Annotated in this window: 19 protein-coding genes and 2 pseudogenes; 12 read left to right on the top strand and 9 right to left on the bottom strand. The window is 69.3% G+C overall.

Features of this window, described 5'->3' with window-relative positions; all coding sequences use genetic code 11:
* A pseudogene (locus tag ACIBBA_RS30205) lies at positions 1-264 on the bottom strand (hypothetical protein); the annotation flags it as partial.
* 1,246 nt (positions 265-1,510) lie between these two features.
* Here ACIBBA_RS30205 and ACIBBA_RS30210 point away from each other — a divergent pair.
* From ACIBBA_RS30210 to ACIBBA_RS30220, 3 genes are all read left to right on the top strand, one after another.
* A complete protein-coding gene (locus ACIBBA_RS30210) occupies positions 1,511-1,753 on the top strand; it encodes a hypothetical protein (RefSeq protein ID WP_396701782.1) in 243 nt (80 codons plus the stop codon).
* A 39-nt stretch (positions 1,754-1,792) separates the two neighbouring features.
* Positions 1,793-2,338: a GNAT family N-acetyltransferase gene (locus ACIBBA_RS30215; RefSeq protein WP_396701784.1), complete on the top strand. Its 546-nt coding sequence runs from the start codon at positions 1,793-1,795 to the stop codon at positions 2,336-2,338.
* Between the two features lie 251 nt (positions 2,339-2,589).
* On the top strand, positions 2,590-3,075 hold the full coding sequence (locus ACIBBA_RS30220) for a hypothetical protein (RefSeq protein WP_396701786.1): 486 nt from the start codon (positions 2,590-2,592) through the stop codon (positions 3,073-3,075).
* 5 nt (positions 3,076-3,080) lie between these two features.
* On the opposite strand, the pseudogene ACIBBA_RS30225 reads toward ACIBBA_RS30220, so the two are convergent.
* A pseudogene (locus tag ACIBBA_RS30225) lies at positions 3,081-3,254 on the bottom strand (type I restriction endonuclease subunit M); the annotation flags it as partial.
* A 293-nt stretch (positions 3,255-3,547) separates the two neighbouring features.
* Positions 3,548-4,477 (bottom strand): helix-turn-helix domain-containing protein, encoded by a 930-nt coding sequence (locus tag ACIBBA_RS30230; RefSeq protein WP_396701788.1) that lies wholly within the window; start codon positions 4,475-4,477, stop codon positions 3,548-3,550.
* A gap of 146 nt (positions 4,478-4,623) precedes the next feature.
* Between ACIBBA_RS30230 and ACIBBA_RS30235 the strand changes: the two genes are divergently transcribed.
* Entirely contained in the window at positions 4,624-5,028 is a 405-nt protein-coding gene (locus ACIBBA_RS30235; RefSeq protein WP_396701790.1) for a nuclear transport factor 2 family protein, read from the top strand.
* A 4-nt stretch (positions 5,029-5,032) separates the two neighbouring features.
* A complete protein-coding gene (locus ACIBBA_RS30240) occupies positions 5,033-5,626 on the top strand; it encodes a class I SAM-dependent methyltransferase (protein ID WP_396701792.1) in 594 nt (197 codons plus the stop codon).
* On the opposite strand, the gene ACIBBA_RS30245 is transcribed toward ACIBBA_RS30240, so the two are convergent.
* Positions 5,623-6,345, bottom strand: a complete 723-nt coding sequence (locus ACIBBA_RS30245) for an alpha/beta fold hydrolase (RefSeq protein ID WP_396701794.1) — start codon at positions 6,343-6,345, stop codon at positions 5,623-5,625. The genes ACIBBA_RS30240 and ACIBBA_RS30245 overlap by 4 nt on opposite strands.
* Positions 6,346-6,655: 310 nt before the next feature.
* Between ACIBBA_RS30245 and ACIBBA_RS30250 the strand changes: the two genes are divergently transcribed.
* From ACIBBA_RS30250 to ACIBBA_RS30275, 6 genes are all read left to right on the top strand, one after another.
* Positions 6,656-7,975 carry an AMP-binding protein gene (locus tag ACIBBA_RS30250; RefSeq protein WP_396701796.1) on the top strand — a complete coding sequence of 440 codons (1,320 nt, stop codon included), beginning with the start codon at positions 6,656-6,658 and terminating at the stop codon, positions 7,973-7,975.
* Positions 7,972-10,755, top strand: coding sequence for an ATP-binding protein (locus ACIBBA_RS30255; protein WP_396701798.1), 2,784 nt, complete (start codon positions 7,972-7,974; stop codon positions 10,753-10,755). The genes ACIBBA_RS30250 and ACIBBA_RS30255 overlap by 4 nt, the downstream gene beginning before the upstream one ends.
* 87 nt (positions 10,756-10,842) lie before the next feature.
* Positions 10,843-11,532 (top strand): alpha/beta fold hydrolase, encoded by a 690-nt coding sequence (locus ACIBBA_RS30260; protein WP_396701800.1) that lies wholly within the window; start codon positions 10,843-10,845, stop codon positions 11,530-11,532.
* Positions 11,533-11,549: 17 nt separating this feature from the next.
* Entirely contained in the window at positions 11,550-13,811 is a 2,262-nt protein-coding gene (locus ACIBBA_RS30265) for a helix-turn-helix domain-containing protein (RefSeq protein WP_396701802.1), read from the top strand.
* Between the two features lie 100 nt (positions 13,812-13,911).
* The gene (locus ACIBBA_RS30270) at positions 13,912-14,592 is read left to right on the top strand and encodes an alpha/beta fold hydrolase (RefSeq protein ID WP_396701804.1); all 681 of its coding nucleotides are present in this window, start codon (positions 13,912-13,914) and stop codon (positions 14,590-14,592) included.
* 47 nt (positions 14,593-14,639) lie between these two features.
* Positions 14,640-15,488, top strand: coding sequence for an alpha/beta fold hydrolase (locus ACIBBA_RS30275; protein ID WP_396701806.1), 849 nt, complete (start codon positions 14,640-14,642; stop codon positions 15,486-15,488).
* Positions 15,489-16,236: 748 nt separating this feature from the next.
* Here the strand turns inward: ACIBBA_RS30275 and ACIBBA_RS30280 are convergent.
* The 5 genes from ACIBBA_RS30280 to ACIBBA_RS30300 all read right to left on the bottom strand — a co-directional run bounded on the left by ACIBBA_RS30280 (position 16,237) and on the right by ACIBBA_RS30300 (position 22,164).
* On the bottom strand, positions 16,237-17,895 hold the full coding sequence (locus ACIBBA_RS30280; RefSeq protein ID WP_396701808.1) for a thiamine pyrophosphate-binding protein: 1,659 nt from the start codon (positions 17,893-17,895) through the stop codon (positions 16,237-16,239).
* A gap of 13 nt (positions 17,896-17,908) precedes the next feature.
* Positions 17,909-18,670, bottom strand: coding sequence for a cyclase family protein (locus ACIBBA_RS30285; RefSeq protein WP_396701810.1), 762 nt, complete (start codon positions 18,668-18,670; stop codon positions 17,909-17,911).
* A gap of 541 nt (positions 18,671-19,211) precedes the next feature.
* Positions 19,212-20,033, bottom strand: coding sequence for an NAD(P)H-binding protein (locus ACIBBA_RS30290; RefSeq protein ID WP_396701812.1), 822 nt, complete (start codon positions 20,031-20,033; stop codon positions 19,212-19,214).
* Between the two features lie 762 nt (positions 20,034-20,795).
* Positions 20,796-21,704, bottom strand: coding sequence for an alpha/beta fold hydrolase (locus tag ACIBBA_RS30295; protein ID WP_396701814.1), 909 nt, complete (start codon positions 21,702-21,704; stop codon positions 20,796-20,798).
* Positions 21,697-22,164 carry a hypothetical protein gene (locus ACIBBA_RS30300; RefSeq protein ID WP_396701816.1) on the bottom strand — a complete coding sequence of 156 codons (468 nt, stop codon included), beginning with the start codon at positions 22,162-22,164 and terminating at the stop codon, positions 21,697-21,699. The genes ACIBBA_RS30295 and ACIBBA_RS30300 overlap by 8 nt, the downstream gene beginning before the upstream one ends.
* A gap of 2,334 nt (positions 22,165-24,498) precedes the next feature.
* Between ACIBBA_RS30300 and ACIBBA_RS30305 the strand changes: the two genes are divergently transcribed.
* Positions 24,499-24,996, top strand: a complete 498-nt coding sequence (locus tag ACIBBA_RS30305; protein ID WP_396701818.1) for a hypothetical protein — start codon at positions 24,499-24,501, stop codon at positions 24,994-24,996.
* The last annotated feature ends 157 nt before the right edge of the window (positions 24,997-25,153 follow it).

A 25,153-nucleotide genomic window follows, 5' to 3' on the forward strand; every position in this document is an offset into this window, starting at 1 on the left:
CTGCTCGCGGGTGTTGCAGCTGCCGCTGACGGTGATCCAGTGCGGGAACAGGTCCCGCGAGTAGCCACTCGTCGAGCCCTGCGCCGCGACGGTCAACGCGTTGAGCTGCGACTGCGCGGTCGCCTTCGACGGGATCCCCGGCGGCGTAGCCGAGGCGGGTCCGGTGGTGACGAACGCCAGGGAAGCGCCAGTGATAGCCGCGGCGACCGTCACGGCAGCACGGCGTCGGGTCGAGGATCGGGTGAGTCGTCGGATCATGCGCATGGCAGGCCTCCTTGGCAACCGCGTGGACAGCGACCATCTCCAAGGATCATGTCTATCGAGATATGTCTTTGGGAAGAGGCCGAGATGGTGTCACGAAGATTCCCGTCGCCAGCCACGATGCGGTGGCTGCGGGTAGGGCGGGTCGCCCAGGCCTCGTTCCGGGGTCTCGATCGCGGATTGTCGCCTTACCCCGGTTAGCCTGGCAGCTCCTCAATTATCGCTGCGGTCCACAGTCCCGCCGGATGCCAGCAGGACGCCGGAGTCGCGCTCCTGCGCCCGAATGCCGCCCCGACGCCAGTCCCACTCCCACGCAGTATCCGCGCCCGCAGTGACGCGCCTCAACGGCTGCTCTGCCGGCCTGCTCGCTCAGGGCCACCTTGTGGGTGTTGCGTTCCGCGAAGGTGTAGGAGCCGAGGCTGACCCAGGTGCCGGCGTTGGTGCGTTGGTTCGCCGTGCGCACCGTGTCGCCACCGCCGTGTCGGCGGTGTACCTGGCGTCGGTGGCGGCGCCGGCCACAGCCGGGTACCGGGTAAACACCTGGTAGGTGCCAGCTTGCGCGATGTCCAACTGCCAGGCGAAGGTGTTTGTGCCGGTGTCATCGGCTACTTGTTAACTGGCGCTACGACGTCAGCAGCGCAGGCCGGCGACAGAGTTGCGGCGAACGGCCATCTCAGTGAAGAGCGGAACAGGCCACCTTCCCTGCCTCGCGCTGTAACGCACGACCGACGGGCAGCGCCTATCAATGGTGAAAGGTCGGGTGCGCGGCCTCGTGAACAGGCCGGGACCGCCCGACCCCCGCGGTTCCGCCGGTTCAAACCCGAACAGCGCACCATGACGCCCGCCGGAGGCGACCCGATCATGGCTAAGCTGATCCCCCGCACCCCACCGCCACGCCGGCCGGGCCGCCATGACGGCACGGCTGCACCCCCGGGCTGGAACTTGCCGACTCAGCCCCTTCCGCAGCAACGGCAAGCTGCCGGCCCGTGGTGGCCGCTCGCCATGTTCGGCGGAATCACCTTGCTGATCGGGTGCCTCGCCATAATCGTGGTCATGTTGGCGCGATGACGCTTGGCGGCTCGCCCCCGGTGCCGCAGCCTGATGGTGCCGAAGCGGCACCTCCATCGGTTCACCCCGCGCTGAGCAAACGCCCTGTCTCACAACGGCGCCCACTTGGTTGCGTAAAGGGGTCAGTGCTCGTACGGGTTTAGCGACCTACGCGGACGTCGCCGAGCCCCTGCTCCCAGCCGTGGTGCGCGGCGCCGCCGCCACCGACCTGCCCCGCGATGAAGCCCTGCGCACGACCACCCACCCCACGCTGATCCTGGCCCGGGAGACCGATCCCTGCCACCCGGTCTCCACCGCCGAACTGCTGGCCAGGGTCCCGCCAGACGCGCACCTGCACGTCTCGGCAACCGCTGCCGACGTCCGACCTGGCCCGACCGAATCGGCACCTTCCTGGCCGGCTGACCGGCAGTTCTCGGCCGGATAATCCATCGCCCCGTGGGCGCCGAAATGCTACGAAGGGGACGTGCCTGACCTGACAAGCTCCCGTGATGCCACGTCCCTGGAGACTCCGCGGCTGCTGTTGCGCCGCTGGCAAAGCGATGATCTGGACGGGTTCGCCGCGGTCAACGCGCAGCCCGAGGTGATGCGCTACATCCACGACGGCCGCACCCTGGACCGGGCCGCGACCGCGGAGCGTCTGGTTAACTATCAGCGGCACTGGGACGAGCACGGCTTCGGCCTGTACGCGGTGGAGATCAAAGAGACCGGCGAGCTGGCCGGTTTCACCGGACTGGCGGTGCCGACCTTCCTGCCCGAGATCATGCCGGCCGTGGAGATCGGCTGGCGGCTCGGCCGCGCGTACTGGGGCCGCGGCCTTGCCACCGAGGCGGCCCAGGCCGTTGTCGCCCACACTCGTGCCGAGCTCGGCCTGCGGCGGCTGGTCAGCATCCACATCGTCGGCAACGAGGCGTCCGCGCGGGTGATGGTCAAGCTGGGCATGTCGCTGGAGCGCGAGACCGTGCAGCCGGACACCGGCCGCCAGGTCCGGGTCTACGCGATGGAGTTGTAAACAGATCTTCGCAGCCAGGACCGACGCCGCCGACACGAAGGGCCGGCCAGAAAAGGGAACGCTCAGCACGGAGGCCAAGCGGCACGATGTTCGCCCCGCACTCGGCGGTGGCCCCAGGTCGGGTTCTCCCGGGCCAGGCGCAGCACCAGGGCGCGGATCTCCGCCCGTATCGGTGGACGCCCGGTCGTCGTTGCGGGTAGGTCCACTTCCGGGCGGCCAGTTCAAGGTGCCAGCGCAGCAACGTGGCCGGGGTGACGAAGAAGGTCGACCACCGGGAACGAGGAAGCAGCCGTGAAAGGGCTGACAGCACCGCTCGGGCGTGCCACCTGCCGGCGCGGGACCTCGACCTGATGACGCAGCACGAGAATCTCGATGTCCTTGGACCGGTCGCCGCGCAGGCCTTGGCCCACCAGCCGCAGACAAAAGATCAGGTACCCGAAAGACAGGAACATGCCCGACGGCCGGCCAGCCCAGCCGCACAAAACCGCACCCCGGAGGCCAGAACCGGGTTTCCGAACGGTACAGGTCCAGAGGTCCAAGGCGGAACCGCAGCCGCCGTCACCTACTGGCTCGACGTCAACCCGCGGATGAGTCTCAGCGAGATCGAAACAGAAATCGGAAAGTCGGAACGAACAGTCCGCCGCAACCTCCCCCAGGCTATCGGCAGACCAACAAAAGCGCACTGGCGTAGCACCATCGCCGCGGAAGCGCTATGCGGAGGATCAGTCGGGACATGACTCACTTAAGACGAGCCGCCAGCCGCTGCCCGGGCAGCTTGCTCGATCTTCGCCCGGTAGGCCTCGCGGGCCGCCGTATCGATCTGCTCCTCGTACTCAGCTGTTACGCCGGTCCGGCCGTCGAGCTGCTCGCGGAGGATGTCGGCGTTTCCGGCATGTCGGGTGGTGTCTTGGAGGACGGCCCCCAACTCACCCGGCCGGGCCTGCCGCACCCAGCCGCAGAAAACGCGGTCGAGCAACCCTCGACCGACGCGAACAAGCCCGGCGGACCGTCGAACAACTCGGACGAGATGGCCACCGCCAACGGCCCTGGGGACGGATCGTTAAAGCCCGCACGGACGGGAAGCTACCGCAGGCGACATCGGTCTCGTGGCCCAGAGCGGCGGGGACCGCAGTGTAGGAGCAACCGCCGGCCATAGGCGAACCCGTCAGGGCCGATTCCGGGTCTGTAAACGAACGGTGTAACTCCTGATCAAGAATCCGCCCATGCGGAGGAAGACGCGATCGGGCCGTGGATAACCGCTGGCCGGTTGTCGTTCCGTTGGTTGTCGGCGTTCCAGCTCGCCAGGAGGCGCATCGCGTCGGCTTCGGGGGTGCCGGGTCGGGGGGTATAGACGGTCAGCACCTGGCCGGAGACGGCGTCGATGCGAAGCGTCTCGTAGGGCAGTGTGACCTGGCCGATGAGTGGATGGCGGAACGCCTTCGTCCCGGCCCGCTGGACTCGCACATCGTTGGTCGCCCAGCGCGTCCGGAACTCTGTGCTGCGGGTCGCGAGTTGCCCGATCAGTTCGGTCAGGTCGGGGTCGTCGGGGTGGCGGCCGGCCTCGATCCGCAGCATCGCCACGACGTCCGCCGTGATCCGCTCCCACTCGGGGAAGAGGTTTCGCGCCCTGGGCTCGTCGAGGAACAGGAAACGGGCGCTGTTCGGCTGCCCGGGCTGGTCGCACATCGGTGCGAGTAGTGCGCGCCCCAGCGTGTTGACCGCGAGGATGTCGAACCTGCCGTTGAAGACCATCGCGGGTAGGTGGTCCAGCGAGTCGAGGAGCACCCGGATTCCGGGGGTGACGAGATCCTTTGCATGGCCACGGCTCCGCCTGCGGGCGGCCGGGGCCAGCGCGGCGAGCAGCCGGTCGAGGTGAGCGCGTTCGTCGTCGTCCAGTCGCAGGACGCCAGCGACGGCATCGACCACTCCGGCGGAGGGCCCGGTCGCCCGGCCTCGTTCGAGCCGCACGTAGTACTCGGGGCTGACCCCCGCAAGCAACGCGACCTCCTCCCTGCGCAGGCCTTTCACCCGACGGCGCGCGCCCTGGGGAGGAAGGCCGGCGTCGGCCGGGGTTACCCGAGCGCGGCGGGTGGTCAGGAACTCACGGACCGCCGCCCGCGCGGCTTCCTTCTCGTGCATGAGATCGAGAGTATGCCAGGCCCACATGCCGCAAGGGGTCCCTGTGAGTACCCCTCTTCGCAGTGGCTGTCCGGATGTGATCAACCGATGTTGGCTGGGTGCCGGCGAGATCGAGGCCGAGAACCAACCCTCAAAGGAGAAGGACCATGTCCACACCTACATCGCTGACCGAGCAGAACCGCGCGGTCGTCGAAGCCATGTTCGAAGCGGCGAACAACGGCGACGTCGATCGGGTCGTCTCTTACCTGTCCGACGACGTCACTGTCATCGAGCCGCGGTTTCTGCCCTTCGGAAAGGCCTACCACGGCAAGAACGAGTTCTTCGGCCTCGCCCAAGTGCTGCCGAACTACCTCGACCTTTCCGCAATCACGGTGCACTACACCATCGCCGACGGCGACCGCGTCGCGGCGTGCGTCGGCATCCCCGACGTCACGACCGGAGAGCTGACCCACTTCATCGAGCAGTTCACCGTCAAGGACGGCAAGATCGTAGAGAATCGGCTGTTCTACCACGACGCCGGCACCTTGGTCGACAAGCCCAAGGTCGTCTGAAGCCGTGCCGTTTCTCCTGGAGTTCGCGCGTGACCCGATGACGGTCGGCGCGGTCGCCCCGAGCGGCCCGGCACTGGCCCGGGTCGCGACGGCAACGGTGCCCCGGACCGGTTCCCCTGTCGTGGTGGAACTCGGTCCGGGGACCGGGGCCTTCACCGCAGTCGTCCAGCAGCGCCTCGACGGGCGTGGCCGACACATCGCCGTCGAGCTCAACGCCCGGTTCGCCCAGCGTCTCGCGGCCCGTTATCCGGCGGTGGACGTGGTGCACGCGGATGCCATCGCACTCTCCGAGGTGCTGGCGCGCCGCGGGCTCGAGTACGCCGACGTCGTGGTCAGCGGTCTCCCCTGGGCGGCATTCGGCGACGGTCGGCAGCGCGACGCCCTGGCGGCGGTGGTGGCCGCACTGCCGCCGGACGGTGTGTTCACCACGTTCGCGTACGTGCACGCGCGCTGGGCTCCCCCGGCGCGGCGACTGTTGCGGTCAATGCGGTCGCGATTCGACGAGGTAGTCGTCAGCCAAACGGTCTGGGCAAACCTGCCACCCGCGTTGGTGTACTACTGCCGCCGTCCGAAGACGGACGGCGACGCCGGGGTCTAGCTGGTCGCCTCGACAGCTCGCAGGATGAGTTGTATCGCTGCCTCGGGCTGCGAGACGAAGGAGACGTGTGAGGCGGGCACCTCCACGATCGTCGCGTTCGCCCGCTCGGCCATGAAGCGTTGCAGCTGCGGCGGGACCGCCTTGTCCTCGGTGCCGAGCAGGTACCAGCACGGCACCGTCTTCCACGCCGGCGGTCCAGCCGGCACTCCGGCGAACGCGGCGGCCGCATATGGACGCTGGGCGGCGGCCATCACCGCGGCCGTTTCCGGGTCGACGTCCGCAGCGAACGCTTCGCGGAACGCGTCTCGGTCGAGGTAGAGGTCGGCGCCCTGGCTCCCGTCCGGCGCGGTGAACGGCACCGGCCTGACCGAGGGCCCCACGAGGCTGCCTTCGAATCGCTCGAGGAGTTGCTGTTGGCTCTCGCCCTCGTCGCACATCCAGCCGTCGAAATAGACGAGCGCTTTGACCTGGTCGTTGCCGACCGCGGCCATCGAGATGACATTCCCGCCGTAGGAGTGGCCGACGAGCACGATCGGGCCCGTCAACGTGCTCAGGAACTCGGCCAGATACCGCGCGTCGCCAGCAAGGTCGCGAAGTGGGTTGGCGAACGCGATCGTCGTGAGGCCCCGCTCACGCAGGGCGCGGATCTGCGGGTCGAAGCCGGTCGCGTCGGCCCACGCACCGTGGACCAGGACGATCGTCGGGGTCTCGCTAGCCACAGCCGTCACCGCCTTCTCGTGGGACGATCACACACCGACTTCGTTAGATTACGCCGTCGCCAGCCGCGTCTAGGCTTTTTCCGAAGGGAGGTCGGATGCACCTCACTCACGCCGTGCACAGGGCACTCCAACAGGACGGTGACCGTCGGCTGACGGTGTCGGGCGGGCGGGTGCGCGCTGTCCGTGAGTCTGTGGACCGGGTGGCCCGTCTTGCCGGTGGTCTGCGTGCGCTCGGGGTCGGACGGGACGACCGGGTGCCGCTTCTGGGCCGCAACTCGGATCGCTATCACGAGTGCCTGCTGGCGGTGCCGTGGGCGACGCCGTCGTGGTTCCGGTCAACAGCCGGTGGACCGCCGCCGAGGTCGGCGCCGTGCTCCGCGACTGCGGGGCAACGGTCCTTGTCGTCGACGACTCGTACGCGTCGATGCTGGCGGACCTTCGCCGCCAGGCGCCGAACCTGTCCGCAGTGGTAGCCATGGGCGACGCCGCGAATCCACAGGAGACGGTCGACCACGAGGACCTGATCGCCGACGCCGCCCGCATCGAGGACAGCCGGCGCGGCGGCGACGCGTTGTTCGGGATCTTCTACACCGGCGGGACGACGGGGCCGTCGAAGGGTGCGATGCTCACGCACGACAACGTGCTGACCTCCGCGCTGGGAAGCCTCGCGACCGGTGAGTTCGTCACTCCTGGCGGGTCGCTGCTGCACGTGGCCCCGTTGTTCCATCTGGCCGACCTCGCGATGTGGGTCGCGATGCTGGTCACGGGCGGCACGCACGTCATGTTGCCGCAGTTCACGCCGGCCGGCGTGCTGGCGGCGATCGAGGAACACCGGATCACCGACATGTTGCTGGTGCCGACGATGATCCAACTGCTCGTCGACTGCCCTGACACGGACCGCTTCGACGTGACGAACCTGAACCAACTGGTGTACAGGGGCTCGTCGATCGCCCCGGCCGTGCTGGCCCGGGCGCGGAAAGCTCTTCCCGCTGCGCGTCTCGTCCAGGCGTACGGGATGACCGAGCTCGCACCCGTGGCGACCCTCCTGCTGCCGGCCGACCACGACGTGCCCGAGTTGGTCCGTTCGGCCGGCCGGGCCGCACCACACAGTGCAGTCCGCATCGTGGACGCGGACGGTGCGGAGCTACGGCGTGGCGAGGTGGGCGAGATCGTGGTGGGCGGCGACCATGTCATGCTCGGCTACTGGCAGCGCCCGGACGAGACGACGCACGCGCTGCGCGACGGCTGGATGCACACCGGCGACGCCGGCTTCATGGACGGGAAAGGCTACGTCTACGTGGTCGACCGGATCAAGGACGTCATCATCACCGGCGACGAGAACGTCTACCCAGCCGAGGTCGACGGGGTCCTGGCCGGGCATCCGGCGGTGGTGGGTTGCGCCGTGATAGGGCTCCCCGACCAGAAATGGGGCGAACGGGTCCACGCAGTCGTCGTCCTGGCACCGGGTGCGAGTGTGACAGCCGACGACCTGCGACCCTTCTGCCGCCGCGAGCTGGCTGGTTACAAGGTCCCACGGTCGGTGGAGTTCGTCGACGCCCTGCCGATCTCGGCAGCGGGCAAGGTACTCAAGCGCCAGCTCCGCAGCGAGCGGCTGTCAGGCGTGTCATGAGCCGTCCGCCAGGCGTCGGAGGCTGGCGGCGTGACGCCGACCTGCCACTAATCGGCCGGGATGACGAGATCGAGATGTTGCGGTCGTTCGCCGATCGCGCCGCCGCGGACGGCGAGGCTCTCGTGCTGGCCGGGGACCCGGGCGTCGGCAAGACCGTCCTGCTCGAATGGGTGACCGCGTACGCGACCCGTGCGGGCACCCGGGTCGTACGGGTGGCGGGCAGCCAGTTCGAGGCCGACGTCAGCTTCTCCGGCGTGCAGCAGGCTGTCGAGCCCTTCCTCGACCACCTTCCGCATCTGGCGCAGCCGCAGCGAACGGCACTGCGCAGCGCGCTCGGCCTGGCCGGCGGTGGACCGGCGGACCGGTTGCTGATCGCCAGCGCGGCACGGCAACTCCTGGTGGCGGCGGCCGAAGCCACCGCGGTCCTACTGGTGATCGACGACCTCCCGTGGATGGACCAGGCCAGCTCCATGGTCCTCAGCTTCATCGCCCGCCGGGTCTCTGGTCATCGCATCGGCCTGCTCGGCTCGCTCCGCACCGGCGACATCGGCTTCTTCGACCAGTCCGGCCTACGCATGCTCGACGTAGAGCCGCTGTCCGACGCGGCAGCGACGACCTTGCTCACCGAACGCTTCCCCGCGTTGACCCCGAGGGTCCGCCAACGCCTCCTGGTCGAGGCGCAGGGCAACCCGCTCGCGTTGCTCGAGCTGCCCGTCGCGCTGCAGCTCGGGTCTGGACCCACGCCCCGCCCGCTGCCGGAGACGCTGCCGCTGACCCGCCGGTTGCAGACCTTGTTCGCCGGACGGGTCCACGATCTGCCGGAGCCCACCCGCCGAGTGCTTCTCCTCGCGGTCCTCGACGGCACCGGGGGCCTGCGCGTACTCGCCGCGGACGAGGTCGACGAGCTCGCTCCGGCCGAGCGCACGCACCTGGTGTTCCTCGACCGGGCCGCCGCCCGCCTGCACTTCCGACACCCACTCATCCGCTCGGCAATCGTGGAGTCCTCCACCAGCGACGAGCGCCACCGGGCCCACCGAGTCCTGGCCGTCCGGCGCGAGAACGAGCCGGCCCGCCACGCGTGGCACCTGGCCGAGGCCGCGACCGGCCCGGACGAGCACATCGCGGCACTGTTGCAGCAGGTCGCACACACCAACCTCTTCCGGGGCGACTCCGTGGGCGCGATCACCGAGCTGCTCCGCGCCGCCGACCTGAGCCCGGCCGGCACCGCCCGCAGCGCCAGGCTCGCGGAGGCGGCCTACCTCGGTGCGATCGTCACCGGCGACCTGCGCGAGGTACCCAAGCTGCTGGACGCCGCACGGGACGCCGACCCCCGGCACGGTGGCGCGCTCGCCGGCGCGGTCGCGGGCGCCTACTTCCTACTCAACGAAAGCGGCGACATCGACAGCGCGTACCGACTTTTGACCGGTGCCATCGACGCGCTCCCCGAACCTGCAGACGCCGGCAACAAGACCCTTGTCGAGGCCCTCTACACGCTCTTGATGGTGTGCTTCTTCGGCGGCCGGCCCGAGCTGTGGCCGTTCCTGCACACCGCGATCGACCGGCTGCGGCCACGTCCGCCGCAGTTGTTGGCCATCCTGCGACACACGTTGAGCGACCCCGCCAACCTGTCCCACGTCGTACTCGATCGGCTCGACACCGCGACCGCCCACCTCCACGGCGAGTCCAGCCCGGCGCGCATCGTGCGGACGGCGATCGCCGGAAGCTACCTCGACCGCATCGGCGACTGCCGCGAACCGCTATGGCGGGCGGTCCGCCACGGCCGCGAAGGCGGCGCCGTGACCTCCGCGATCGAGGCCCTGTTCCTGCTCGGCAACGACGCGTACTTCACCGGCCGTTGGGACCAGGTCCAGACCCTCACCGACGAGGGCCTCGCGCTCTGCGCGGCACACGACTACCAGCTCATGCGCTGGCCGGCCCTGTTCCTGCAGGCACTGGTCGCCGGTGCCCGTGGCGACGAGCTGGCCAGCGCGCGGCTTACCGACGAGATGACCCGATGGGCGGCCCCACGTCGCGTCGGTGCCGTCAGCGCGTACGTATCCCACGTCAAGACCTTGACGTCCCTGGCCCGCGGGGGGTTCGACAGCGCGTTTCGGCACGCGACCGCGGTCAGCCCGGCCGGACAGTTCGCCCCACACGCACCGGCCGCGCTCTGGCTGGTGATGGAAACGGTCGAGGCCGCCGCGCGGTCGAACCGCCGTGCCGAGGCGACCGCGCACGTCGCGGCCGCCGACCGGGCCCGCATCGGTGAGCTGTCCGCGAGGCTGGAGTTGAGCGTCGCCGGCGCCAGAGCGATGGCCGCGCCCGACGACCACCACCGTCATCTGTTCGAGACGGCCCTGTCCACCCCGGAGGCCGACCGCTGGCCGTTCGACCTCGCGCGCGTACGGCTCGCATACGGCGAACGCCTGCGCCGCACCAACGCGCCCGCGCTGGCTCGCGAACATCTCAGCGCCGCGCTCGACACCTTCCACCAGCTGCGCGCCGAGCCGTGGGTGCAACGGTCGGACAACGAGCTGCGGGCCACCGGCGTGCATCGCGACCGCGCCGACGTACGCCCGGGCACCTCACTCACGCCACAACAGCACCAGATCGCATCACTGGCCGCCGCGGGCCTCACGAACAAGCAGATCGGCGAACGGCTGTTCCTGTCCTCGCGAACGGTGGGCTACCACCTGCACCAGATCTTCCCGAAACTCGGCATCACCGCCCGGGCCGCGTTGCGTGACGCGCTGGCTGGCTTGCCCGCACCGGAGGAATGACCGGTCATCTGACAGAAGCCGGCGAATGCCGCCGGTGCCTAGCGTCGCTCCAGAAGGCAACCACCCATCACCACTCTGGAGAGCATCATGGCTTCCGCGCGCAACGTCGTGCTCGTACACGGCGGATTCGTCGACGGCTCCGGCTGGCAAGCCGTCTACCAGCTGCTCCGCGAGGACGGCTACAACGTCGCCGTCGTGCAGAACCCGACGCTGTCCCTCGAGGACGATGCCACGGTCGCCCGGCGCGTCCTCGACCAGCAGGACGGCCCGACCGTCCTCGTCGGCCACTCGTACGGCGGGGTCGTCGTCAGCGAAGCCGGCACCCACCCGAGTGTCTCCGCCCTCGTCTACATCGCCGCGTTCGCTCCGGACAAGGGCGAGTCCGTCAACACCCTGATCGCCGACCCGCCGCCCGGCGCACCCGTGCCGCCGATCCTGCCGCCCCAGGAGGGCTTCCTGCTCCTCGACCGCGACAAGTTCCCCGCGTCGTTCGCTGGCGACCTGCCGCTCGACCAGGCCCGCTTCATGGCCGACTCACAGGTGCCATGGGGCGTCAACGCCCTCGCCGGCGCCGTCAGCGAGCCCGCCTGGCGTGGCAAGCCCAGCTGGTATCTAGTCGCCACCGACGACCGCATGATCCCGCCGCCGGCACAGCGGGCGATGGCCGAGCGGGCCGGAGCGACCGTCACCGAGGCACCCGCAAGCCATTCCATCTACCTGTCGCAGCCCCAAGCCGTCGTCGATCTGATCAAGCAGGCCGCCGCCGGCACCGACTGAGCGGCTGCCGACTCGCGATGACCACGACGTTCGCGGCGCTGCTGCGCGCCGCACGCCACGAGTGCGGGTTGACGCTGGAGGAGCTGTCGGAGTCCTCCGGCGTCAGCGTCCGCGCACTCAGCGATATGGAGCGCGGACGGGCGCTGGGGCCGCAGCGGCGGACGGTCGAGCTGATCGCCGACGCGCTCAAGCTCGACGGGGCACGCCGGGACGAGCTCGTCGCGCTCGCAAAGACCGGGCGCACCCGCTCGGGGTACCTGACGGCCGCTCCGGGGCTATGCGAGCTGCCAGGGTCCATCGGGGACTACACCGGCCGGACCGCTGAGCTGGCGTGGATCTCCGGCGTGTTCGACGCGCTGAACGATGAGGCCGACCGGCTGGGCGCGGCGCTGATCTCCGGCGGCGCGGGCGTGGGCAAGACGACCCTCGTGGTCCGCGCCGCACACCGGCTGCGCGACCGGTTCCCCGACGGCGTGTACTTCGTCGACGCCCTGGGGATGAGCCGGCGGCCGGTCGCCAACACCGAGATCCTCCGGCGGGTGCTGCGGGCGATGGGGGTACGCGACCAGCAGCTGCCGCAGGATCCGGCCGAGCGCGCCGGGCGCTACCGGCAGCTGCTGCGGCAACGGCGCGTGCTCGTGATCGTGGACGACGCGGCGTCGGAGTCCCAGGTACGCCCGCTGCTGCCCGGTGACGGACCAAGCCAGCTGATCGTGACGAGCCGTCGGCTGCTGGCCGGCCTAGAGGGCGTACAACGGCTGCATCTGGATCCGATGCCGGTGGCCGACGCTCAGGACCTGCTGGGCCGGATCTTGGCAGAGCGGTTCGACGCACGTCACGAGAACGACCTGCGGGAGCTGGTCGATCTGCTGGGCGGGCTTCCGCTGGCGGTACGCATCGCGGGGAATCGGCTGATTTCGCGGCCGGGCTGGAGCGCCGCCGATCTGGTGACGCGGTTGTCGGCCGCGGAGCGGCGCCTTGATCAACTCAGTGCCGGCGATCTGAAGGTGGCGGCGGCCTTCGAGGTGTCGTACGAGCAACTGGCCGACCCGGTGCGATCCTTGTTCCGCCGGGCGTCGCTGGTGCCGGGCGCGGACTTCAGCGCGGTGCTGGCATCGGTCATCGGCGAGGTCGCGGTGCCCGCGGCCGAGGATCAACTCGATGATCTGGTCGACCTGGGGCTGATGGAGACGGCGGAGGGCGGCCGGTACCGCTTCCACGACCTGGTCCGCCTCTACGCGAGCCAGCGCCTTGCGGCCGAGGACCCGGTCGAGGTCGTGGCCGAGGCCCGACGGCGGATGGTCGCCTGGCTCCTGGACACGCTGACGGCGGCGGGCCGGCAGTTCCAGCCAGGCGGCGCCGACATCGCCGTCTTCGGCAGCGCCGAGGACGCCGAGGCATGGATCCGCACGGAAGCCGAGCACTGGTTCCAGGCGCTCGGCGCTACCGCCGTCGCTGGGGACCACCGGGCTGTGGTTCGCGCCGTCAACGCCTTGTACGCGTACTACGAGCGCTGGGTGCACTGGCCCCTCTGGGGTGACGTATTCACGCTCGCGCTGGACTCGGCGGTTCAGCTCGGCGACGCCGCGGTTCAGGCCGAGTTCTTGAACTACCTCGCCAACGTCCACACGCTGCCGTGGCGGGCGGAGTGGCCGGCCGCGCTGGACTGTGCGCAGCGGGCGCGGACGCTAGCCCGGCAGGCCGGCGACCTCCGGCAGGAGGCGTTCGCCCTGCTGCACACCGCCGCCGCCCGCCGAGGCCCGCCGCTACGCGACCTCGAGGCGGCGCTGAGCGCCATCAGGCAGGCCGCGGATCTCTTCGAACGCGTCGGCGACGTCGATGCTCGCCTACAGACGTTGCTCGGCAGCGGCGTCATCGCCTTCGACCTTGGCAACGCCGCGGAGGCCCTGGCCGCCTACCAGGGGGCGCTGGCCGTCGCCGAGGATCCGGGCTCCGGCCTGACGAGGTTCGCGGTCGAAGCGACCCTCCCACACATCCTCGGCCACACCGCCCAGGCCCTGGGCCGCCTCGGCCGCCGGGACGAGGCGATACCGATAATGCTGCGCGCGGTGGACCTCTTCGAACGCCTGCAGGTCGTCATGGGCCAGGCGGCATGGCTGCGGATCCTCGGCGAGGAGCTCTACGACGACGACCACGCGGCCGAGGCGCGGGAGAGCCTGTCGCGAGCGAGCGACCTGTACGAGACGGTCGGCCAGCACGATCGCGCCGTGTACTGCCGGGCCAAGGCCGAAGCCATCGCCACGGGCGGCGGGAACTAGTTCCGCATCCTGTTCCGCCTGGGCCGGCGCGGCCGGCGGCACTTGCATGGAGTGCGAAGCGGCGGGCCACTCGCCCGCCGCCGGACCTGAGGAGCACTCCATGATTCGCAACGTCGTGCTGGTGCACGGTGGGTTCGTCGACGGATCGGGCTGGCTGGGCCTACACCGGCTGCTGACCGCCGACGGGTTCACCGTCAAGATCGTCCAGAACCCGACGCTGTCGCTGGAAGGCGACGTCGCCGCGACACGCTTCATCCTCGACGGCCTCGACGGTCCCGCCGTGCTGGTCGGCCACTCCTACGGCGGAGCGGTCATCAGCGAGTCCGGCACGCACGACGCCGTGGCGGCGCTGGTCTACATCGCGGCGTTCGCCCCGGACAAGGGCGAGTCCGTCAACACCCTGATCGCCGACCCGCCGCCCGGCGCACCCGTCCCGCCGATCCTGCCGCCCCGCGACGGGTTCCTGTTCCTCGACCGGGACAAGTTCCACGCCTCGTTCGCCGCAGACCTGCCCAAGGACGAGGCCGCGTTCCTGGCCGACGCGCAGGTGCCGTGGGGCGTCGGCGCGCTTGCCGGCACGGTCACCGAGCCGGCCTGGCGCCACAAGCCCAGCTGGTACCTGGTCGCCACCGCCGACCGCATGATCCCGCCGGCGGCCCAGCGGGCCATGGCCACCCGCGCCGGCGCGGTCACCGCCGAGGCGATCGGCAGCCACGCCGTCTACGCCTCCCAGCCGGGCGCGGTCGCGGACCTCATCCGCCAGGCCGCGGCCGGCCGCTAAGCACCGCCAAGCAGGTCAGCACAGTTCAGTGAAATGAGGAGATCACCATGGCACGGAATGTCTCACGCCGTCAGGTGTTGGCGACCGGCGCGGCTCTGGCCGGGTCGGCAGCGCTGACGGCCACTCCGCTCGGGGCGCAGGCGGCGAACGCGGCGACGGCCCAGGCGGGGCCGGGGCCGAAGATCAAGCCGACCATCGTGTTGGTGCACGGTGGCTACGCCGACTCGTCGTGCTGGAACGGAGTCATCCCGAAGCTGCAGCGCGAGGGCTACACCACGATCGCGGCGTCGAACCCATTGCGGGGCATCCCCACCGACGCCCCCTACATCGGGAGTCTGCTGGACTCCATTAGCGGGCCGGTCGTGCTGGTGGCCCACTCTATGGGTGGAACCGTCATCACCAACGCTGCTGCTGGCAAGAGCAACGTCAAGGCCCTGGTGTACATCGCGGCGTTCGTGCCCGATGTGGGCGAGACGCAGGGGGAACTGATCAACAAGTTCCCCGGCAGCGAGGTCCTGCCCGTCAGCGTCCCGGTCCCCTACACGAAGCCCGACGGCACCACCGGAACGGACCTGTACCTGAGCAAGGACGGCCAAGCGGCCTTCGCCGCCGACATCCCCACGGCGACGTTCCGACTCCTGCAGGCCACGCAGCGCCCGTTCGATGCAGACTCCTTCATCTACCCGACCCAGGCCGCCGCGTGGCGGACCATCCCGTCGTGGGGCCTGGTCGCCGGCCGGGACAAGGCGATCCCACCTGCGTGCGAACGCTTCATGTACCGCCGCGCGAACGCCCGCAGGGTCGTCGAAATGCCAACCGCGTCCCACGTCGTCATGATCAGTCATCCGAGGAGCGTCGCGGACCTCATCCAGGATGCCGCCATAGCGACGTCCTGACGTCGCAGGCCGTCGCCGGTGCACCGGCTCACCATCGTGAGCCGGTGCACCGGGGGACCTAAACAGAGAAACTACGGAGCGTCCTTCGAGTAACTCGGCGGAACGCCAGTCGAGGCAGGGTACGCATTTACGCTCACGGTTGGCACGTCTCTAGGGAGGCGGAGGCCTACGCCGAGGTCGGCGAGTACTACGTCGAAGCCGGCGACGGGCCACTGAACGTCCTGCTGCACGCCTTTCCCGCTTTCTGGTACTGCTGACGGCTACAAGTCCAGCCGCTCGCGGCGGCAGGGTTCCGTATCGTCGCACCAGACCTGTGGTCACAACCTCCCGTCCCGGCCCGGCAGTGTCGACGCGTACGAGACGGACAAGCTCGCCGCCGACATCCGGCTCACGTGTCGCATCCCGTCATTTCCGGCCGAGGCGGTGCAGCTACGTAAGTCATTTAGCTGGGCAAACGCCACGACGCTGACAAGATCACCGATCCAGGCGGAGGTGCTTCTCAGGCCTGACGTTTCAAGATCGTCGGGTTGGCTGAGCCGCTCACCAGTGAGACTGAGCCTGGCCGGGCTAGACTCTGCGCCGCGAAGAATCTTTCGGTGGAGTGAAGCGTCCATCATGGACTACACCAGTGCAGACGACGTAAGGGCGGCGCTGGGCATCGACAACTGGCGCAAGCTCAGCTTGGCCAAGGCAGCGAACCCGCTGCACGTCATTGTCTTGAGGCAGTCGCCGTACGCACGGCAGTGCCTCAGTGGCCACGAAACGCCTCCGCCAGCCACCATGAGCCGCGCGTGGCGCTGACCTTGGCGTTGACCACCAGCGGCCGAGTACGGGGACCAGCGAGCCAGAGGCGCACCGGCCCGAGATCGTCGACGGTCCGGACGGTCAACCCGTCGCAGCCGTAACCACGGGCGATCGCGGCCAGGTCGGTCTCGGGGAAGGTGACCGTCTCCAACGGGTACCCGTCCGGGCCGAAGTGGTGCACCTCGGCGCCGTACGCCGCGTCGTCGTAGATCACCACGAGGAGGGGTAGCGCCAGCCGGACGGCGGTGACCAGTTCGGTCGCGGACATGACGAAGCCACCGTCGCCGACCGCGGCGACGGTGAGCCGGTCCGGCCGCGCGACCGCCGCGCCGAGCGCACTGGCCAGGCCGAGCCCGATCGACTGGAACGCCTGGGTGAAACAGAATCCGGCCACGTCCGGCACGTCAAGCCACATCGACGGGTAACCCATAAAGTTGCCGGAGTCGACCACCACCGTCCGGTCGGGCGGCAGCAGATCGTCCAGGACGGCCGAGAGCGTCCTCGGGTCGATCGTCGCCGGGGCGCCGGCCCGCGCCGACCCACCCTCGTCCCGATACGGGACCGTCCGCCACCGGCCGTGGTCGCGAATCCGTTGTGCCAGCTCCGGCGTACGCCAGCCGCCGGTCCCGGCGTCCACGGGCCCCGTGGAGCCGGCGCCCAGCCGACCGAGCACTGCCTCGGCGACCGCCGCCACCTCGCCGGCCACCGTCAGGTCGACCGGGCGGTTCACCCCGAACGCGGCCGGGTCGTGGTCTACCTGGACGACCACGGCGGAGGGCGGGATCAGTTCGCCGTGCCGGGTGGTCCACATGTTGAGCGTGCTGCCCCACGCGACGACCAGGTCCGCCGCGCCGATCAGCTCGGCGGCGAGCGGGGTGGCGAAGCCGCCGGCCACGTCGATGTTCCACGGGTTCCCGGCGAACAGTCCCTTCGCCGCGGCCGAGACCGCGAGCAGCGCGCCGCACGCGTCGGCGAGCCGGGTCAGCGGCTCCCGGGCCGCCCGGGCGCCCCGACCCGCGATGAAGACCGGTCGACGTGCGGACTGGAGCGCGGCCAACAACGGTTCGACCTGCGGGGCGGTGGCCGGGGTCGGCGCGACGGCGGGGACCGGGTCGGACCACGGTTCGGTCACCGTGCGCTGCACCTCCAATGGGAGGCCCAGCACTACCGTCGCGCCCCGGGCGGCGGCCCGGTACGCCGCGCTCGCGTCCTCGGCCGCGTGCGTCGCGCGTACCCGGTGGAAGTCGGCCCCGACCGAGGCGGCGAGCGCCGGCAGGTCGATGAAGAAGTTCGACCGGGGCGCGGTCGCCTCCGGGGCCAGGACCACCATCGGGGTACGGCTCTTCGCGGCTTCGGTGAGGCCGGTCAGCGCGTTGGTGACGCCCGGACCCTGGTGCACCGAAAGCAGGCCCACCGCCCCGGAGGTGCGGGCGTACCCGTCGGCCATGCTCGCCGCGCCGCCCTCGTGGGCCGCCGCCACGAACCGGGCGCCGGCCGCCACAAGCGCGTTCGTGACATGGAAGTTGCCGCTGCCGACCACTCCGAAGACATGCCGTGCGCCGTGTCCGTACAGAACCCGTCCGACCACCTCGGCTACCCGCATCGGTGGCCCGGTCCTACCGTTCGACCAGCGCGAGGACCCGGCACGGGCTGCCAGAGCCGGAGACGATCGGCAGTGGTCCGGCGATCACCACCGCGCCGGTCGCCGGCAGCTGTGCCAGGTTACGTAGCTGGGTCAGGCCGTACTTGTCCTGGCCGAGCAGGAACGAGTGACACGGGAACGGCGGGTCGAACGAATGCGCGGCGCCCGCGTCGGTGCCGACCGTCTCCACCCCGACGCCCTGGATCGGCGACTCCTCGGCCAGCCAGCGAGCGCACTCGACGGAGATGCCCGGGGTACGCCCGGCGTTGGCGTACCGCTCCGGGTCGTCGCCGTACACGTCCCAGCCGGTGCGGTAGAGCAGCCAGCCACCAGTGGGCAGGGCACCGTGCTCCGCCTCCCACGCCTTGATGTGCTCGACCTCGAGCAGGAAGTCAGGGTCGTCGACGGCGTCGGCGGAGTGGTCGATCACCACCGCCGGGGCGATCAACTGGCTCACCGGGACCTGCGACACGTCCGCGCCCTGTTGACCGGTGACCCAGTGCACCGGGGCGTCGAAGTGGGTGCCCGTGTGCTCGCCGGTGGAGAAGTTGTTCCAGTACCAGGCCGGACCGCGGTCGTCGTACCGGCTGATCTCGCTGAGCCGGAACGGCCAGGTCTGGCCGAACTGCTCGGGCAGACCCAGGATCGGGGTCTGCTCCGAGAGCGGGGCGGTGAGGTCGACAACCTGGATCCGGCCGCTGGAAAGAGCGGCGACAAAGTCCTGCAGCACCGTCATGCGGCGACGGTACCGCGCTTTCGCTCCACGATGGACCCTCGAATGAGGCGTGTCAGCGGCACTGCCCGCCCCACGGCTCGTCGACCGGGTGCCTGAGGCTGTGTTCGGCGGCGGACAGAGTCGCTGTTGCCTCGGTGATGCGCCGGTCGAGGCGGCGGACTTCGCGGAGCAGGTCCACGGCGATCTGCCGCAGAGTGCGGGCCAACGCAGCGCGGGGGCGGAATCCGCGCAGCGCGGCGACCGCGGTCCCGGCGGTCAGCGCGCGGGCGCGCCTGAGAGGCGAGCGGATTGCGGCATGTCCGTGCGCCCACCAGCCTGGGACCTATAGGCCCGCCGTGACCCGTTGTGAGGCTGCACCATTCGCCTGGCCAGCCGCACCGCCGCCGCATGGGCGCAGCACCGACGGGCGTGGCTTGAGCTTTGGGCCGACGGGGAATCAGCCTCGTGATCCCCGTTGGCGGGCAGCGAACCGCTGAGGGCCGATGTCGACGTCACGGTTGCCTGTACGCCTCGCCGGTCGTCGTCGTCAGCAGCAGACCGGTCAGTCCAGGCTGAGCGCGTTCGCCACGGCGTGTCGAAGGCTCGCCGGTGGGCGACCGGGCAACCGGCGTAGGTCGTCGGTCTGCCGCTCCAGTGCCCCGGACCAGGCCAGGCCCATCAGGAAGCCCATCGGCCCCGGCGTCTCATCGGTGGCCTCGTGGTGGTCGACCTTCTTTCCGGTAGTCTCGCTGAGCACCTCGGCAAGCTCCGGATATGTCCACAGGGGCCCCGTCAGGTCGTAACCATGACCCAAGTGCGCGTCGTCGGTGAGCACATTCGCGGCGGCCGCGGCGAGGTCCGCGCGGAGAGCGGTGTTGAGGCCACGTCCCCCGGTGCCGCTTGTGAGCTTGCCGGACTCGACCGCGCTTCGGAGCCCGAGGTTGATGAAGGCGTCGCTGTAGAACGGGTTCCGCAGCATCGTGTATTCGAGCCCACTGTCGATGATCGCCTGCTCGGTGACGTGATGGGCTGCATTCATTCCCTCACCGCCGCGGTCGGCACCCAGGAAACTGGTGTAGGCGATGGCACGTACGCCATTGGCGGCGGCTGCCTCGATCGCGGCCAGATGCTGCCTAATCCGGCGATCCGGAGCCAGCTCGGGCGAGGAAATCAGCAGCAGCCGCTCCGCGTCGCGGAACGCCAACCTGAGGCTCGCCGGGTCGTCGTAGTCGCCGTGCCGTACGTCAACGCCAAGCGCGGCGAGCCCGGCGCCCCGGGCGGGGTCGCGTACAGCGACAGCGATCCGCCCGGCAGGCAGCCGGGTCAGGAGCTGGCCGATGACGAGCCGGCCGAGTGCTCCGGACGCCGCGGACACGGTGACCATGCGGTTTTCCTCACAGTAGGCGAGCCGTCGCCGGTTGATCTAGCAGATGTCAGGAGACGCCTGCCCGCCGGATCGCGCCACCGAAATTCGAGGCATTCCAGGTCACGGGGCGGCGGACAGGAAGTTGCGCGCCGACGACAGCCACTGCTACCCCTGCGGAAGCAACAACTCCACGCCGTCCTCGCTCGGCGGCACCCGCGCAGGGTCACAGCGCGAACAGCGGGCCCTGTTCGGTTCGTGCGCCAGCTGGAGATTTTAGACGTACGTCGAACAACTGAGACCGGACTAGAGGGCGTTTGCTGGCCTCCAGGGGTTCGACTCGATCATCGGCAGCTTGTGCAGGCTCTCCTGATCCCGTTTACGGGCCTGCCCGGTCGATCCAGCCGAAGAGCAGCTGTCAGGTCAGCATGGTGGCCGTGCCGCCTTTTGGGTCCGAGCGAGCCAGACGCCGGACCAGGGCCGCGGCAAAGTCGTCAGGTGATGCCGAGTAGTGCCAGTGGGCGGGTGCTGTCGCGGGCGTGGTGGCGATTGGCGGCGGCGGAGCGCATCGCCAGCCCGGCGCTTGCTGACGGTGAACAGTCACGCCCCCGGATTGGCCAGTACGCCGTCGCGGACGATCCCCGCGATGCAGGCGACGACCCGCCCGGCTTTCATCCGCCACGCCGTCTCGCCCGGTGCGCCGCACCTCGGTCTCTCCCCATGGCCCTCATGACTGCAGGCAGGTCCGACCTTCGCCAGGAGGTGGGCTGCTGCGGGTCGCCCTCAGTCGTGAGGGCTGAGGAAGTCGGTGATGAGGGTAGCGAGCTCCTGTGGGCGTTCGGCGACCATCGCGTGGCTGGCGCCAGCGAGATGCCACACCCGCAAGGACGAGTTGTCCACAGTGGCAAGCCGTTCGGCGGTGACCTTGCGGTACGCCTCGTACAGGCTGTGGAACGGCTGTTGTTCGGGCAGGTCCTCGGTGGCGAGAACGAGCAGCAGTGAGCAGTGGACGTCGCGGTAGGCGGGCATCAGGTCGAGAGAGTCCATGGCGTCGCGGAGCTGCCGGATGAGGTCCGGGCCGGGCCGCAGCCGGCTGCGGCCGTCGTCGCCGGGCACGAGGTTGCGCCCGAAGGCTGCCACCCAATCGTCGGGTGCGGCGCCGTAGCGCTGGGCCATGGCCCGCTGCCCCGCCAGCATGGCGGCCAACTGTTCGGCGGTTAGTGGTTCGGCCAGCATCGCGGCCATCCCGTCGAAGGCGGCCCGCAGCTTGGTCAGCTCGGTCTCGGCCTGCTCCGGATCCAGCCCGGCGAGCTGGTCAGGACGGTTTAACGGCGGATTGCCGTCCAGGCTGACGGCACCGGGGCACTCCGGGTGACGCTGCGCCCAGAGGGTGGCGAGCATGCCGCCGAGGGAGACGCCGACCACAGCTGGGGCGGTGAGGCCGAGGTGGTCGGCGACGGCGGCCAGGTCGGCCAGTGCGTCGTCCCAGCGCCACGGGCCGTCTCCGGACCGGCCGTGACCGCGCAGGTCGACGGTGATCACACGGTGGGTCGGGTGCAGGTGCTCGGCGAGGGTGGTCATCTGGGCGAGGTTGCCGCCGGCGCCGTGGAGGAGTAGCAGCGGGTGTCCGGGTCCGCCGAAGTCGCGGATCGCGATGGGCACGGGCCCGGAGTCGATGATGGTCTCAGACACGTCGGGTTCCTTCCTTGAGCAGTCGGTCGCGTACGGAGGCGGTGCGCACGCCGCCTTCGGGGTGGCGGGCGAGCTTGTCGCGGGAGACCAGGTCGTGGACGCCCTGGCGGGTGATGCCGAGCATGGCGCCGGCCACCGCGTACGACACGGATTCGGCGGTCGGGTGGCCGACCCGTCGCGCGACGGCCTGGCCGAAAGGGCTGCGCCACCAGTCGAGGGGTGGGTCGAACGGTCCGTCCCCCGGGTAGAGGGTGGAAATCGCGCGCATGACCACGCTGGCGGCGGCGCGGTCGTCGCCGCTGACGATCGTGGTGGCCCAGGATCGGGCCCGCTCCCGGATGACAGCGCGCAGCGGGCCGATGGCGTCGTTGCTGTCGACCAAGATTTCGAGAGGATCGAGCAGACGGATGTCGATCAACCGTATGAGCTGCTCGGTCAGTTTCTCGTGGGTTGGCGACATGCTGCCCCCTCCGCTACTTGACACCCATCGTCAAGTACTTGACGCCGAGTGTCAAGCACGATGGCGCGAGCACAGTTGGCGGTACGGTCGGCCGATGCCCGGGCAACGATGGCGTTACCGCTACGTGGGACCGCCGCAAATCGCGGCGGTGGCACTGCGCGGCGGCGTGGGCCCGCTGATCCGATCGGCGGACGAGTTCCCCGCCTAGATCGGCTCGGGACACGCGGGAACTGGCGGAACCGTTCAGCGCGGGCATGCCTCACTTCGGACAGATCAACAAGGCGTAGGAACCCCGATGACCTGCTGAACCGGTCTTCCCGACCTGCTACCACCAAGAGGGGCGCGTCTACACCAACCACCTCAAGCCGAGCACGACTTTGCCGGTGCCCTGGACGCCGGACGACCGTCAGGCCAGCAACCACAGCAACCGTCAGCCCGACAACCAGGGTGATAGCCAGTATCAACAAGGCCCGCCGGCGCGCAGCCCACATGTAGCACCGCCACCCTCAACCGGAAGCCAACCAGCATTTGCAGCTGGTACCGCTACCTGGTCGACACCGCCACCCGCAACCCCGCCGTCACCATCGACCGCGCCCCGGTCAACCACGACCACTCCACATCGATCTCACCGTCGCCGAGGTCCGCGCCTGCTCCGCGCCGCCGTCACCGAGGTCATCCGCCTTGGCGTCGAATCCCGTTACGACCCCACGCCAAGCGCAACCGACTCCTGGTCACGCTGCTCGCCAGCCTCGGCCTGCGCGTCTCCAAGGCAACGGGCCTAGACGTGGCCGACCTGCGCCACAACGCCGGCCATCGCACCGTGCTTATCCGCAGCATGGGCGGGCGCGACCGCAAACTCCCCGCGCCCGCGGCCCTCGGCCGGCTCCTTGACGTGCACTTGCCCCGGCAGCGCCGGTTCATCGCGGAGCGCCTGCTGCTCAGGAAGCACGCCGCTGAGCAAGCCGCACTCAGGAGTCAGGAGTCAGGAGTCAGGAGAATCCGGCATCTGTCCGGGCCAGCGCTGTTCGTGGCGCGTCTTGGACGACACCGCGCGGAGTCCTACCCTTTGGAGGCCACATCCGACGAGGAACTCGTGACCCGAGGCGTCAACGGGCCGGTGTTCACCACTCAGCACCTCAACCGACTTAGCCAGACGAGCGTCTGGTACCTGGTCCGCCGACTCGCGCGGGAAGCCGGCTACCCTCCGCCGGCCAGGACCCCCACACAGCCTGCGTCATGCGGCCGCCATCGGCGCCCTGGATGACGGCGCCCCACTGCGCGATGTGCAGGACCTCCTCGGCCATGCCGATCCCCCACTCGCCGCTACGACCCAACCGCGGCAGCCTCCCCCGCTCCCCCGCTCACCGGCTCGCAGTGCTGTACAGCGAGTAGCCGTACACAAGACCGATCAATGGCTATCGAAACGACCATAAGTGTCATTATGGGCGGCTCGGGTGTGACTGGTTCCCGGTCATCGCGGAGCGAGGGCTGGGTGGCCCTTCTGTCGCCGGCAGGGCCGTGGCCTGAATTTGATCCTCTTGGAGCCCTTGACCCCAGAGATTGGCAACAAGGTCCCAGACGGATCGCACCGCTGGTCGACGGTTTGACGGTGGTCATCACGGTTCCGCTCGGTCCGGTCGGTCGCTGCACTTCGCTGCTGTTCTGCTTCGGTCCTCCCCTCACAGCTGCTCTTTCGCCATCGAGGCGTGGCTCGTGGGCCGAGGAGATCTGAACCCTTGGCCGGGCATTTTGTCCGCCCTGCTCTACCCGGACGATATTGTCGGGATAGCGCCAATCGCTCCGGCGTGGCCAGAGCCGCGCTGTAGTACCTCGTTCGACTGACCGAGCCGTGCCCACATGGTCACCACGTAACCACCGTTCCACGACCGCCCAGGGTGACAGAAGCTCCAACCATCCAGAGATGGGCACTGTTGCGCAGGAGGCAGACCACCAATAGCCTTGCTTCAAAACCATGTCACGGAGATGGTGGGGCCAATGGGAGCACGAATAGGCACAGCCGCAAGCCTGCTTGCAACTTCGTTATCGATGATATTTGCCGCCGGTTTCCTCCTTGGCGGAGGCCCCGCATACTGGAAGTTTGCCCTCTTCTGCGCGTGCCTTGTCTCCTTCGCCTTGGCCCTCACAGTTTTCTTGTCGCCTGGCGCTCTGCACATTGGCGCCCTCCGGTCGCGACCCACTGATCCGGGGCCAAAGCTCGCGGTGTCCCGGATCACACCCTACATACTGGAGACACAATTCCGCCTGCTAGGCGACTTACCGATGGTTGCCCCTGGCCCCCGCAATGCCAAGACTCACGGATCGGTGTGACAGTCGATGGCGGCGGGCAACAGCTCACGGCGTTTGGCTCAGCAGCGAGAGTACGCCAGGCTTGATAGGAGCAAGCTGAGCCAAATTATCGACAAAGCACAGCTTAGCCGAGTCACCAAGGACTTGGAGCTGAAGCTCAAAAAGTTCGAGATGGATGGATTCTCCGAGCCCGCAGCGGCAGCTCTGGTTGAGGGTCAAAATCTGTATTTCCGCGAACTGGGCGAGCAATCAATATCTCTCGCCAAACGAGATCGCCTTGATTCGGTTTCCGCGGATCACGTGCGGCGGGCGACGAGCAGACTCCGCCGCGCAGACGCTCCCACGTGGAAAGCAGTCCTAAATATATTTGGCGGCGCCCTGCTTGGCACTGCAATCCAAGAGATTGTGGGGATTGTTAACAGCGACGGCCCGCTAGAGAAGGGCAGGGCGCTTCTCACGATGGCGTTGGTTGCGATCGGCGTGGCAGCAGTCTTTATCGCAGTGTTCTCATGGCGTCGGGACTAGGCCCGTCCAATGGAGCCCGCGTGGGAGCGGAGATCACCTTGCCGAGATTGCCGCATTCACTTGCTGTACTGCTCAGCGCACCTACGCCGCAACCCGCGGGCGAAAAGGCCGTCGGGTTGGTCGTAGCGAACGGCGCACAGCTGACCGCCTTTGGGTG

This window comes from Micromonospora sp. NPDC051006 (genome assembly GCF_044456245.1).
Lineage (GTDB): Bacteria > Actinomycetota > Actinomycetes > Mycobacteriales > Micromonosporaceae > Micromonospora.